This window comes from Enterobacter sp. SLBN-59 (assembly GCF_024807915.1).
In the GTDB taxonomy this organism is placed as follows: domain Bacteria; phylum Pseudomonadota; class Gammaproteobacteria; order Enterobacterales; family Enterobacteriaceae; genus Enterobacter; species Enterobacter asburiae_B.
In genome coordinates this window covers 3,852,347-3,864,785 of the sequence record NZ_JANUFI010000001.1, presented here as the reverse complement: position 1 = coordinate 3,864,785, position 12,439 = coordinate 3,852,347, and the positions used below count along the sequence as shown (strand labels likewise).

Genomic DNA, 12,439 nt, shown 5'->3' with positions numbered 1-12,439 from the left:
TTAAAGCATGAAGGCAATGCGCCAGTTAACGCTCACATGATCCGGGCCGAGCCAGTCGGGGTAGCGCAGGGGCGTGCCGACCGAAATCTGGCTGCTGTACCCGCGCCCAGCGCTGCTCAGCCCCACCGAACCGCCCCACAGCGTGCCGGAGGCAAAGCGGTCCTGACGGTCTTTTTCCAGCCAGCCGCCGTCAACGGCGACCGTTGCGCTTACCGCGCCAATTACCGGGAGGGTGAAGAGGGAATACCCCAGCTCGTTACGCCAGTAGCCGCCGTTATCCCCGGACAGGTACTGTTCTTTAAAACCGCGCACGGAGCTTTCGCCGCCGAGCGTCAGGCGCTCGGCGCCGTACAGCCGGTCGGGCGACCACTGGCCGTAGGCGCTGGTCAGCCACCACGCGTTACGGGCAACAGGACGCTGGAAGCTGGCGTTCAGGCTCCATTTGCGGAATTCCGCCCGCGGCATATCCCCGGATTTATTTTCATCGGTTTCGGCATTGAACCACGGCATGCCGTGGCTCCAGGTCGGGTTGAAGGTCGCCACGCCGCCCAGCATTTTTTGCGTGTGGGTAATTCCCAGGACCAGGCTGGAGAGGTTGCGCGTGCTGCTCTTAAGCGGCGCGTCGTTCAGCCAGTTGCGGCTGGAGCGCTGAACCACGCCCGCCGCAATGCCGGTTTTGACATCCCCGTTGCGGAAAACCACCCAGGACGCGTTAAGGCGGTGGGTTTTGGTATCGCCCGTGGAGAGCCAGTTGAACCCCTGGTTACTGATGGTGGTCCGGTAGTTACTCCAGGCATAGCTGTAGTCCAGCAGGCCGTAGCCAGACGGCACGCTGACGCCCGCCTGGAAATTCTGCGCATCGAACGCGCTGGCAAAATCGCTGCTGCGCCCGCCGCTGACAAACCATTTATCCGCCAGCCCCAGCATATTATTGGCGGTGAGCACGCCGTTCAGCTGGTTTTCACCGGTGCTCTTCTGCCCGCTATTATCCAGGCTCACGGATGCACTTAACGGAAATTCCGGCTTGCCCGTGAGATTAACGATGGAATATCCGGCCTGCGTTCCCGGCAGAATTTCAATCTGCACCGGTTCGGCGCGCAAACGGTTAATTTGCTCCATCCCCTGTTCGATATCGCGTAAATTAAGGATGCCGCCTGTCCGTCCCGGAAACGCCATTTTCAGCATGCGGGGCGTTTCACCTTCCAGACGGATCGCTTCCAGCCGCCCTTCCAGCACCACAATATTCAGCTGACCGCCGGAGAGATCCTGCTCGGTAAGAAAGGCGCGGCTGGTGATATATCCCCGGCTGATATACCAGTCAGAAATACGGGCGAGAAGCTCCGTTATTTTCGCCATATCCAGACACCGGCCCTGCCACGGCGCAACCAGGGCCTGCTGCGTTTTCGGGGAAATGAGGGTCGTGCCGGAAAGGGTAATGGTATCAATGGTGAAGCAGGGCCCGGCGCCGGCTGCAGGCAGAGGTCTGGCAGGCGCGGGGCGAGGAATACTCCGCTCCAGCTCTTCACGCTGTTGCTGGTTCTTTAATAACAGTTCCTCCTGCTGCTGACGCACGGTGTCCCGGTCAGCAGGAGTAAGGGGGGCTGCATGGCTCAGAGAGCAAAAAAATAACGAGCAAAAAAAGACGGCTTTGCTGTAATAGCGCATATAAAGGATAATATTTTTTTGGTTTTCTTAATTATGCCAGCTCTGACGCAATAGAGAATAGTCTCAAAAAGAGGGCTACTATAATTGGTAGTAGTATTTGCGTTAAGTCTAAAAAAAATAAAAAGCCGTGATAAAGAAGAGTGTAATTTCTGAAAGTTTTATTATTCGATCATGGTTCCTTCTTTCACAAAATATTAACTAACCTTCCCAATAATGAGATGTAAACGTCAGCGAGTAGTGCTGATTAAATTACCCGTTACACTCATCGTGCTGCGAACTCTGATGGAGTCTGATATTTCAGTGCTGAATATGGGGCTCGCGCGATAACGTCTTTGAAGTTATCAATCAACAGCATGACGATATCTGTATGGGAAAGCGTGGACAGGATAAAAACAGGCAAAGGAAGATAACATCAGGAAAAGCTGGAGCGGGCGAAGGGAATCGAACCCTCGTATAGAGCTTGGGAAGCTCTCGTTCTACCATTGAACTACGCCCGCTTTGAGGTGCGTATGGCATTATAGACCTTACGCACCTTCATACAAGCCTCTTAACAACTAACCGGCGATAAAATAATCACTTAGCACTTCGGTTTGCTGCCGGGCACAGGCAGATAACGCTGCGGATCGATGGCCGTCGCCTTATAGCGAATCTGGAAATGCAGCTTCACCGCGTCCGTACCGGTGCTGCCCATGGTGGCAATTTTCTGCCCGGCTTTTACGTTCTGCCCGTTGTTGACCAGCATCGTGTCGTTGTGCGCATAGGCCGTGATGTAGTCTTCGCCATGCTTAATCATGATCAGGTTACCGTAGCCGCGCAGCTGGTTACCCACGTAAACCACCTTCCCGGCCCCGGAGGCATAAACCGGCGTACCGCGTGCAGCGGCGATATCAATACCCTTGTTGCCACCTTCAGAAAGTGAGTAAGGGGCGACCACTTTACCGCTGGCAGGCCAAATCCAGCAGCGCTGTCCAACCGGCGGCCATGATGATTGCGGCACCTGATAGGACGGCGTCACTTTGGCGGTTTTGCCTTTCGAAGAGGATTTTTTGCCCGAGGACGATCCGCCGCTAACCTTCAGCTGCTGCCCCACCTCGATGGTGTAGGGCGGAGAGAGGTTATTCAGCCGCGCCAGATCCTTCACGCTGGTCCCCGTTGCGCGCGAAATCCGGTACAGCGTATCCCCGCGCTTAACGGTATAGACCGAACCGGAATAGCTGCCCATATCCGAAGATTTGCTCCCTGAACAGCCCGCCAGCAATAGCGTCAGCGTCAGGCAAAAAATGGCGGTGATGGGGTTTCTCGTCAGGCTTCCTGCAAACAAAACAGATCCTCGGTCAGCGTGAATGGCGCACTATGATAACAGCCAAAACGAATATGGGTCATGCCCTTTTCCGCTCTACGCGCCAAACCGTTCGTATAAGAATGCAGTATAATGTCCCGGCTGATGGTGCTGAACCACTCGGCATTTTGGCACTGGAGCATCAATGAGTATTCAAGAACACGTTATTTTGGTAAACGACCAGGGAATGGTGATTGGCACTCAGGAAAAATATGCCGCGCACACCTTACATACCCCGCTGCATCTGGCTTTCTCCTCCTGGCTTTTTAACGCAAACGGCGAATGTCTGATCACCCGGCGCGCCTTAACCAAAAAAGCCTGGCCCGGCGTCTGGACCAACTCCGTCTGCGGCCACCCGCAGTCCGGCGAAGAGACGATACAGGCGATAATCCGCCGCTGCCGCTTTGAAGTGGGCGCTGAGCTAACCGATATCACCGCCGTCGCCCCTGAATTTCGCTATCGGGAAACCGACCCGTCCGGGATCGTGGAAAACGAAATTTGCCCTGTATTCGCGGCCCGCATCACCAATGACGTGACGATAAACGAAGATGAAGTGATGGACTATCAGTGGGTTGAGCTGGACGCGTTATTCCGCGCGCTGGACGCGACGCCCTGGGCCTTTAGTCCGTGGATGGTTATGGAAGCGACGACCGCCCGCGAAAAACTCAAAGCCTTCGCGGCGCAATAAAAAAGCCCCTTTCGGGGCTTTTTTTACATCTTAACGCCTTATTTCACCGGGCGCATCGCCGGGAACAGGATCACGTCGCGGATGGTGTGGCTGTTGGTGAACAGCATGACCATACGGTCGATACCAATCCCCAGGCCCGCCGTTGGTGGCAGACCGTGCTCCAGCGCGGTCACGTAGTCTTCGTCGAAGAACATCGCTTCGTCGTCGCCTGCCGCTTTCGCGTCAACCTGATCCTGGAAGCGCTGAGCCTGGTCTTCCGCATCGTTCAGCTCGCTAAAGCCGTTGCCGATTTCGCGGCCGCCGATGAAGAATTCGAAGCGATCGGTGATTTCCGGGTTCTCGTCATTACGACGCGCCAGCGGAGAGACTTCAGCCGGGTATTCGGTGATGAAGGTCGGCTGAATCAGGTGCGCTTCGGCCACTTCTTCGAAGATCTCGGTCACGATACGGCCCAGACCCCAGCTCTTCTCAACCTTGATACCGATGCTTTCCGCGATCGCTTTCGCAGAATCGAAGTTATCCAGGTCCGCCATATTGGTTTCCGGACGGTATTTCTTGATCGCTTCGCGCATGGTCAGTTTTTCGAACGGCTTGCCGAAGTCGAAGACTTCTTCACCGTAAGGAACCTGCGTGGTGCCCAGAATGTCCTGCGCCAGGGTGCGGAACAGGGATTCGGTCAGCTCGATCAGATCTTTGTAATCCGCATACGCCATATAGAGTTCCATCATGGTGAACTCTGGGTTATGACGAACGGAGATACCTTCGTTACGGAAGTTACGGTTGATTTCGAACACACGGTCGAAACCACCGACCACCAGACGCTTCAGGTACAATTCCGGCGCGATACGCAGGTACATGTCCAGGTCCAGGGCGTTGTGATGGGTGATGAACGGACGCGCAGACGCGCCGCCAGGGATCACCTGCATCATTGGGGTTTCCACTTCCATAAAGTCGCGGTTGACCATGAACTGGCGGATACCGGCCATGATCTGAGAGCGAATTTTGAAGGTCTTACGGGATTCATCGTTAGAGATGAGATCCAGGTAGCGCTGACGATAGCGCGCTTCCTGATCCTGCAGGCCGTGGAATTTGTCCGGCAGCGGGCGCAGGGCTTTGGTCAGCAGACGCAGCTCGGTGCAGTGGATAGACAGTTCACCGGTTTTGGTTTTGAACAGTTTACCTTTCGCGCCCAGGATATCGCCCAGGTCCCACTTCTTGAACTGCTCGTTGTAGATGCCTTCCGGCAGGTCGTCACGGGAAACGTACAGCTGAATACGGCCACCAACGTCCTGCAAGGTCACGAAGGAGGCTTTACCCATGATACGACGGGTCATCATGCGGCCTGCAACGGCCACTTCGATGTTCAGCGCTTCCAGCTCTTCGTTCTCTTTAGCGTCGAAGTCAGCGTGCAGTTGGTCTGAGGTATGGTCACGACGAAAATCGTTCGGGAACGGCACGCCCTGCTCGCGCAGCGCTGCCAGCTTCTCGCGGCGGGTTTTCAGTTCGTTGTTAAGATCGACTACCGCGTCAGCGCCCTGTGCTTGTTGTTCAGACATGTTGGTTCCTCATAACCCTGCTTTCAAACTTGCTTCGATAAATTGGTCCAGGCTGCCGTCCAGCACCGCCTGCGTGTTGCGGGTTTCAACCCCGGTACGCAGGTCTTTGATGCGGGAGTCATCAAGGACGTAAGAACGGATCTGGCTGCCCCAACCGATGTCGGACTTGTTGTCTTCCATCGCCTGTTTCTCAGCATTTTTCTTCTGCATCTCCAGCTCATAAAGCTTCGCTTTCATCTGCTTCATGGCCTGGTCTTTGTTCTTATGCTGGGAACGGTCGTTCTGGCACTGTGTTACCAACCCGGTAGGAATGTGGGTAATACGCACCGCTGATTCCGTACGGTTAACGTGCTGACCACCCGCGCCGGATGCGCGATAAACGTCGATACGCAGGTCCGCCGGGTTAATTTCGATATCAATATCTTCATCAACTTCCGGATAAACAAACGCGGAGCTGAAGGAGGTATGACGACGGCCACCGGAGTCGAACGGGCTCTTACGCACCAGGCGGTGAACGCCGGTTTCGGTACGCAGCCAGCCGTAGGCGTAATCGCCAATGATTTTGATGGTGACGGATTTCAGACCCGCAACTTCACCTTCAGACTCTTCGATAATCTCGGTTTTAAAGCCGCGCGCTTCCGCCCAACGCAGGTACATACGCGTCAGCATGCTGGCCCAGTCCTGCGCTTCGGTGCCGCCAGAACCTGCCTGAATATCGAGATAGCAGTCAGCGCTGTCGTATTCGCCGGAGAACATACGACGGAACTCAAGCTGCGCCAGCTTCTCTTCCAGCACATCGAGTTCTGCCACGGCTTCGTTAAAGGTTTCTTCGTCGTCGGCTTCGACGGCCAGCTCCAGCAAACCGGAAACATCTTCCAGCCCCTGGGCCATTTGATCCAGCGTATCTACGATAGCTTCGAGAGAGGAACGCTCTTTACCCAGCGCCTGTGCGCGTTCAGGTTCGTTCCAGACGTCCGGCTGTTCCAGCTCGGCGTTTACTTCTTCAAGACGCTCTTTCTTGGCATCGTAGTCAAAGATACCCCCTAAGAACGTCAGAGCGCTCCGTGAGGTCCTGAATACGGTTTTTTACCGGATTAATTTCAAACATGGTCTGTTTTCTTTTATGGACTTGTCAAAATGCGGTGATAAGAGCGGGATTGTACCGAATCCACGCCCTTTTTTATAGAGATTACTGCCGCTAAATTGGCCAGATATTGTCGATGATGATCTGCAGGGTGCGGTTACCGCGAAACTCGTTGATGTCCAGTTTGTACGCCAGCTCGACCTCGCGCACGCCGTTGTCCGGCCATACCGCCGTGTCAACGTTGAAGGCAATGCCGTCCAGCAGCGGTCCACCGCCCACGGGCTCGACCATCACTTTCAGATGGCGTTCGCCGACGATGCGCTGCTGCAGCAGACGGAAACGACCGTCAAACAGCGGTTCCGGGAACATCTGCCCCCACGGACCGGCATCGCGGAGCATTTGCGCCACGTCCATCGTCATCTCAAGCGGTGAAAGCTCGCCATCGGAAACCACTTCCCCCTGCAGCAGGGCCGGGTCAATCCAGTCGGTGACAAGCTCACCAAAAAGACGCTGAAACTCGTCGAACTTCGCCTCTTCCAGAGACAGGCCCGCCGCCATCGCATGGCCGCCGAACTTGATCATCAGACCCGGATACAGCGTATCGAGACGTTCCAGCGCATCGCGCATGTGCAGCCCCTGAATTGAGCGACCAGAGCCTTTCAGCGTGCCGTCACCCGCGGGGGCGAACGCGATCACCGGCCGATGGAAACGTTCTTTAATACGCGACGCCAGAATGCCCACCACGCCCTGATGCCACTCGGGATGGTACATCGCCAGGCCGCCCGGCAGCGTATCGCCGCTGCGTTCAAGCTTTTCGCACAGGGTCAGCGCTTCGGCCTGCATCCCCTGCTCAATCTCTTTGCGTGTCTGGTTCAGCGCGTCCAGCTCGTTGGCCAGCACGCGCGCTTCACCGATGTTGTCGCACAGCAGCAGCGCCACGCCGACGGACATATCGTCCAGCCTTCCGGCTGCGTTAAGACGCGGCCCGAGAGCAAAGCCCAGGTCGCTGGCCGCCAGCTTGAGCGGATCGCGGTTGGCGATCTCCAGCAGCGCCTTGATCCCCGGACGGCACTTGCCCGCCCGAATGCGGCTTAGGCCCTGCCAGGTCAAAATGCGGTTATTGGTATCGAGGGGCACCACATCCGCGACGGTGCCCAGCGCCACCAGATCGAGATATTCGGCCAGGTTCGGTACGGCAATGCCGCGAGAGTCGAACCAGCCCTTATCGCGCAGCAGGGTCCGTAACGCCAGCATCAGATAAAACGCTACGCCCACGCCTGCGAGGGATTTCGATGGGAAATCGCAGTCGCGCAGGTTGGGGTTAATAATCGCTTCCGCAGCCGGCAGCGTTTCACCCGGCAGGTGGTGATCGGTGACCAGCACCGGGATCCCCAGCGCGTGAGCATGATCGACGCCCGCATGGGAGGAGATCCCGTTATCGACGGTCATGATCATCTGTGCGCCACGGGCGTGGGCCTGATCGACCACTTCCGGGCTTAGGCCATAGCCGTCTTCAAAACGGTTCGGCACCAGATACGTGACGTTATCGCAGCCCAGCGCGCGCAGGCTGAGCACGCTCAGCGCGGTGCTGGTTGCGCCGTCGGCGTCGAAATCGCCTACCACCACAATCCGCGTTCCCTCTCGAAGCGCGTTGTAGAGCATTTCGGTAGCTTTTTCGATACCGCTCAGCTGCTGCCAGGGCAGCATCCCTTTCACGCTGCGTTCAAGATCCTCAGCGCGACGCACGCCGCGGCTGGCGTAGAGGCGCTTAAGCAGCGGCGGGAGATCGTCCGGTAAATCAACGGGTTCAACCGCCTCGCGGCGGCGCAATTTTATCGGGGCTTTCACGCGGATTATTTACCACCAAACTGTTTCTGGTGCGCGTCGAGGAACTCTTTCATCTCTTTTGGTCCCTGATAGCCCGGAACAACATAGCCGTTGCTCAGGACAATCGCTGGCGTACCGCTCACGCCAAACTGCACGCCGAGCGCATAGTGGTTAGCGATATCAATGTCGCAGGAGGCCGGCTTAACGTCTTTGCCGTTCATCGCGTCGTCAAACGCTTTGTTGCGGTCTTTCGCACACCAGATAGCCTTCATGTCCTGCTCTGGCTGGCTCTGCACGCCCGCGCGCGGGAAGGCCAGGTAACGCACGGTAATGCCCAGCGCGTTATAGTCTTTCATCTCTTCATGCAGCTTGTGGCAGTAGCCGCAGGTGATGTCGGTGAAGACGGTAATGACGTGTTTTTCCTGCGCCGCTTTATAGACGATCATTTCTTTTTCGAGCGCGTTCAGGTTTTTCATCAGCAGCTGGTTGGTGACGTTTACCGGCTGCGCGCCGCTCACGTCGTACATTGGCCCCTGAATAATGTGTTTGCCGTCTTCGGTGACGTACAGCACGCCGCTGTTGGTGAGTACCGTTTTCATGCCGGCAACCGGTGCAGGCTGAATATCGCTACCGGTGACGCCAAGCTTAGCCAGCGACTGTTTGATGGCGGCGTCGTCCGCATGGGCGAAACCGGTAAATGAAGCTGCCAGCAGGGTGAACAGCGCGAAAGTCTTTTTCATATGTGATCCTGTTACAATTCGTCGGCACTCACGCACGAGGGTGGTGCTGTTGGTGTAGCTGCCGCAGGCGTTCCGTCGCGACATGGGTGTAAATTTGCGTCGTGGAAAGATCGCTGTGGCCCAGCAGCATCTGCACCACGCGTAAATCAGCGCCGTGGTTTAACAGATGCGTCGCGAAGGCGTGACGCAATACGTGCGGCGAAAGCTTTTCACTATCGATACCCGCCAGTGTGGCGTAATGCTTGATGCGATGCCAGAACGTTTGCCGCGTCATCTGCTGGGCGCGCTGGCTCGGAAACAGGACGTCGATAGACGTACCATTGAGCAGCCACGGACGACCATGCTCCAGGTAAGTTTCCAGCCAGTAAACCGCCTCTTCACCCAGCGGAACCAGCCTTTCCTTGTTGCCTTTACCAATGACGCGCACCACGCCCTGACGCAGGCTGATGTCGCTCATCGTCAGGCCAACCAGTTCCGAAACGCGCAAGCCGGTAGCATACAATAGCTCAAGCATGGCTTTATCGCGTAACTCCAGCGGCAGGTCAACAGCCGGTGACTGTAATAATCTCTCAACTTGTGCTTCGCTGAGATCTTTTGGCAGCCGCTGCGGAAGCTTAGGGGAAGCCAGCAGCGCGCTGGGATCGTCTTCGCGAATCTTCTCACGGTAGAGATGCTGGAACAGCCGACGCATGGCGCTAAGCAAACGCGCGGAACTGGTGGCTTTGTAGCCCCCTGCGATACGTTCCCCAAGCAGCGCCTGCAGGTCGTCACGCTGCGCGCTCGCAAGGGATAACCCCCGGTGCGCAAGCCACTCCACCAGCATGGTGAGATCGCGACGGTAGGCGCTGAGGGTATTCTCGGCAAGATTTTTCTCCAGCCACAGCGCGTCGAGAAACTGTTCGATCAGTGCGAGATCCTTTTCCACATCAGCCCCTTTGATTTTGCAGTCAGGCCATTATGCCTGATTGCGACCGGTTTCTGGTACACTACGCGCAAAGTCAAAGCAAGTATTGAGATAGTTACGCGATGAATATTGGTCTGTTCTATGGTTCCAGCACCTGCTACACCGAAATGGCGGCAGAGAAAATTCGCGACATCATTGGCCCGGAACTGGTGACGTTGCATAACCTGAAAGATGACGCGGTCGCGCTGATGGAACAGTACGATGTCCTGATCCTTGGCATCCCAACCTGGGATTTTGGTGAGATACAGGAAGACTGGGAAGCCATCTGGGATCAACTCGATTCACTCAATCTCGACGGCAAAATCATTGCCATGTACGGCATGGGGGATCAGCTGGGCTACGGGGAATGGTTCCTGGACGCGCTCGGCATGCTGCATGACAAGTTGGCGCCGAAAGGAGTGTCGTTTATCGGCTACTGGCCAACCGAAGGTTACGAGTTCACCAGTAAAAAACCGATTATTGCCGACGGCGAACTGTTTGTTGGACTCGCGCTGGATGAAACCAACCAGTACGATCTCAGCGATGAGCGCCTGCAAAGCTGGTGCGAGCAGATTCTGGGCGAAATGGCTGAAAAGTTTAGCTAACGCGCATTACCCCTGCGTCGTCTGTTGCAACAGCATCCGGCGCAGGTCTCGCCACTCGGCAGCATCCATACTGTCAGCCGCCAGCCACAGATGCTGGCAACGCCCGCCGTCCACCTTGCGTAACCGTAACATCATGCCGCAGTTGAGCATCCAGGGCATACCGAGAATATCCCACTCTTTACCCTGCCAGCGCAGGCGGGAATCCATCAGTAATTTAATCTCTCCCTGACGGGCATTAATGCGACGCTGGCTGCGTACGCTGTCAAAAACGACAAACGACAGTAACAGCAGCCACAGCGGCGTATAGCTCAGCGGCCACGGCATCAGTAAAACAAAGGCCGCGACCAGGCCGTGGAGCAATAAAGACATCCACTGCGAGCGCCACGAGACGCGAAGATCAGATTGCCACAGGACCACGTTCCCGATTCCGTGTTTGAATTAATTGCACCATCCGTTGCAACTCGGTGTCGGCGGGTTTGCCGTGGTTCATCAGCCAGTTGAATAAATCCGGATCGTCAGACTCAAGCAGGCGAACAAACAGACGCTTATCATCATCGCTTAAGCTGTCATACTCATATTCGAAGAAAGGCATGATGGAAATATCAAGTTCACGCATGCCGCGACGGCACGCCCAGTGAATACGGGCCTTGTTGTTAATATCCATGTTCAGTTTCCTGCATTACGTTTGGCACAGTCGGGACCCCGTTCAGTGTTCTTTATTTCTCTACGGGGACACCAGCTAGTGTAACGTGTTTTTGACCGTTTCATTACTGGAATATTGCGATCGCCGAGCAGGCTTCCAGAATAATCCCTACAAAGACAGCGGATTACATTATTTTGCGTAGCGCTACGCATAACTGGTTTAGGGCACAAATGGTCTGTTGAAAGCGCTTGCATTGCCTGCAGGCTCTTTTACCATTAGGCATTATCAAAGCGTTAAGCAATTCAGGATATCGTTATGGCATTTACACCATTTTCTCCTCGCCAGCCCGCCGCCTCTGCGCGTCTGCCGCTGACGCTTATTTCTCTTGATGACTGGGCGCTGGCAACGCTCACCGGTGCCGACGCCGAAAAATATCTGCAGGGCCAGGTGACCGCCGACGTCAGCCAGATGACCGAACACCAGCACCTGCTGGCAGCGCATTGCGATCCAAAAGGCAAAATGTGGAGCAACCTGCGACTCTTCCGCCGTCAGGACGGCTTTGCCTTTATTGAGCGCCGCAGCCTGCAAGAGGCCCAGCTCAAAGAGCTGAAGAAGTACGCGGTCTTCTCCAAAGTCACTATCGCCCCGGACGACGAACATGTCCTGCTGGGAGTGGCCGGTTTTCAGGCGCGTGCGGCGCTGAAAAATCTCTTCAGCGAACTGCCGGATGCAGAAAAGCAGGTGGTCAGCGAAGGCGCGACCTCCATCCTGTGGTTTGAACACCCTGCGGAGCGTTTCCTGTTAGTCACGGATGCGGCAACGGCCGAACGCGTGACAGAAGCGCTGCGCGGCGAAGCGCAGCTCAACAACAGTCAGCAGTGGCTGGCGCTGAATATCGAAGCGGGTCTGCCGGTGATTGACGCCGCAAACAGCGCGCAGTTCATTCCTCAGGCAACGAACCTGCAGGCGCTGGGGGGTATCAGCTTTAAAAAGGGCTGTTATACCGGCCAGGAGATGGTGGCGCGTGCAAAATTCCGCGGAGCTAACAAACGAGCGCTGTGGACGCTGGCGGGCCATGCCAGCCGTGTACCTGAAGCGGGTGAAGACTTAGAGCTGAAGATGGGTGATAACTGGCGCCGCACCGGCACCGTGTTAGCCGCCGTACAGCTCGATGATGGACGTCTTTTGGTACAGGCCGTCATGAACAACGACATGGAAGCCGACAGCGTGTTCCGCGTGCGTGACGATGCGAACACGCTGAGCATCGAGCCGTTGCCATATTCGTTAGAAGAGTAATCGTATCCAGGTGCCATCCCTCTCCCTGTGGGAGAGGGCCGGGGTGAGGGCAA

The 12,439-nt window shown here is 56.2% G+C and carries 12 protein-coding genes and 1 tRNA gene; 3 read left to right on the top strand and 10 right to left on the bottom strand.

Features of this window, described 5'->3' with window-relative positions; all coding sequences use genetic code 11:
• The 3 genes from M2422_RS18530 to actS all read right to left on the bottom strand — a co-directional run bounded on the left by M2422_RS18530 (window position 1) and on the right by actS (window position 2,986).
• Window positions 1-1,665: a ShlB/FhaC/HecB family hemolysin secretion/activation protein gene (locus M2422_RS18530; RefSeq protein ID WP_259141843.1), complete on the bottom strand. Its 1,665-nt coding sequence runs from the start codon at window positions 1,663-1,665 to the stop codon at window positions 1-3.
• A gap of 423 nt (window positions 1,666-2,088) precedes the next feature.
• Window positions 2,089-2,162 (bottom strand) — tRNA-Gly (locus tag M2422_RS18525).
• An 80-nt stretch (window positions 2,163-2,242) separates the two neighbouring features.
• Window positions 2,243-2,986 carry an amidase activator ActS gene (actS, locus tag M2422_RS18520; protein WP_064673270.1) on the bottom strand — a complete coding sequence of 248 codons (744 nt, stop codon included), beginning with the start codon at window positions 2,984-2,986 and terminating at the stop codon, window positions 2,243-2,245.
• A 163-nt stretch (window positions 2,987-3,149) separates the two neighbouring features.
• Here actS and idi point away from each other — a divergent pair, with 163 nt between their 5' ends.
• The gene (gene idi, locus M2422_RS18515) at window positions 3,150-3,692 is read left to right on the top strand and encodes an isopentenyl-diphosphate Delta-isomerase (RefSeq protein WP_033146588.1); all 543 of its coding nucleotides are present in this window, start codon (window positions 3,150-3,152) and stop codon (window positions 3,690-3,692) included.
• Window positions 3,693-3,730: 38 nt separating this feature from the next.
• Here idi and lysS read toward each other — a convergent pair whose 3' ends face one another.
• From lysS to xerD, 5 genes are all read right to left on the bottom strand, one after another.
• Window positions 3,731-5,248, bottom strand: coding sequence for a lysine--tRNA ligase (gene lysS, locus M2422_RS18510; protein ID WP_013098608.1), 1,518 nt, complete (start codon window positions 5,246-5,248; stop codon window positions 3,731-3,733).
• 9 nt (window positions 5,249-5,257) lie between these two features.
• Window positions 5,258-6,356 (bottom strand): peptide chain release factor 2 gene (gene prfB, locus M2422_RS18505; RefSeq protein ID WP_096151315.1). Its coding sequence is split into 2 segments (ribosomal slippage): window positions 5,258-6,280 and window positions 6,282-6,356, totalling 1,098 coding nucleotides; the frame shifts between segments, so codons are not numbered across the junction.
• Between the two features lie 90 nt (window positions 6,357-6,446).
• Window positions 6,447-8,180, bottom strand: a complete 1,734-nt coding sequence (recJ, locus tag M2422_RS18500; protein WP_064673271.1) for a single-stranded-DNA-specific exonuclease RecJ — start codon at window positions 8,178-8,180, stop codon at window positions 6,447-6,449.
• 5 nt (window positions 8,181-8,185) lie between these two features.
• Window positions 8,186-8,899, bottom strand: coding sequence for a bifunctional protein-disulfide isomerase/oxidoreductase DsbC (gene dsbC, locus M2422_RS18495; protein ID WP_058840910.1), 714 nt, complete (start codon window positions 8,897-8,899; stop codon window positions 8,186-8,188).
• A gap of 28 nt (window positions 8,900-8,927) precedes the next feature.
• Window positions 8,928-9,824: a site-specific tyrosine recombinase XerD gene (gene xerD, locus M2422_RS18490; RefSeq protein ID WP_023309098.1), complete on the bottom strand. Its 897-nt coding sequence runs from the start codon at window positions 9,822-9,824 to the stop codon at window positions 8,928-8,930.
• A gap of 101 nt (window positions 9,825-9,925) precedes the next feature.
• Between xerD and fldB the strand changes: the two genes are divergently transcribed.
• A complete protein-coding gene (gene fldB, locus M2422_RS18485; protein WP_064673272.1) occupies window positions 9,926-10,447 on the top strand; it encodes a flavodoxin FldB in 522 nt (173 codons plus the stop codon).
• Between the two features lie 6 nt (window positions 10,448-10,453).
• Here fldB and M2422_RS18480 read toward each other — a convergent pair whose 3' ends face one another.
• Both M2422_RS18480 and sdhE read right to left on the bottom strand, forming a co-directional pair.
• Window positions 10,454-10,864 (bottom strand): protein YgfX, encoded by a 411-nt coding sequence (locus M2422_RS18480; protein WP_021242050.1) that lies wholly within the window; start codon window positions 10,862-10,864, stop codon window positions 10,454-10,456.
• Window positions 10,845-11,111, bottom strand: a complete 267-nt coding sequence (gene sdhE, locus M2422_RS18475) for an FAD assembly factor SdhE (protein WP_010435322.1) — start codon at window positions 11,109-11,111, stop codon at window positions 10,845-10,847. Before sdhE ends, M2422_RS18480 begins: the two co-directional genes overlap by 20 nt.
• 294 nt (window positions 11,112-11,405) lie before the next feature.
• Between sdhE and ygfZ the strand changes: the two genes are divergently transcribed.
• Window positions 11,406-12,386 carry a tRNA-modifying protein YgfZ gene (gene ygfZ, locus M2422_RS18470; RefSeq protein WP_029739202.1) on the top strand — a complete coding sequence of 327 codons (981 nt, stop codon included), beginning with the start codon at window positions 11,406-11,408 and terminating at the stop codon, window positions 12,384-12,386.
• Window positions 12,387-12,439 lie beyond the last annotated feature (53 nt).

Coding starts and splice junctions, on each gene's coding strand:
- dsbC (WP_058840910.1), bottom strand. CDS start 8,899: ATGAAAAAGACTTTCGCGCTGTTCACCCTGCTGGCAGCTTCATTTACC.
- ygfZ (WP_029739202.1), top strand. CDS start 11,406: ATGGCATTTACACCATTTTCTCCTCGCCAGCCCGCCGCCTCTGCGCGT.
- fldB (WP_064673272.1), top strand. CDS start 9,926: ATGAATATTGGTCTGTTCTATGGTTCCAGCACCTGCTACACCGAAATG.
- sdhE (WP_010435322.1), bottom strand. CDS start 11,111: ATGGATATTAACAACAAGGCCCGTATTCACTGGGCGTGCCGTCGCGGC.
- lysS (WP_013098608.1), bottom strand. CDS start 5,248: ATGTCTGAACAACAAGCACAGGGCGCTGACGCGGTAGTCGATCTTAAC.
- M2422_RS18530 (WP_259141843.1), bottom strand. CDS start 1,665: ATGCGCTATTACAGCAAAGCCGTCTTTTTTTGCTCGTTATTTTTTTGC.
- idi (WP_033146588.1), top strand. CDS start 3,150: ATGAGTATTCAAGAACACGTTATTTTGGTAAACGACCAGGGAATGGTG.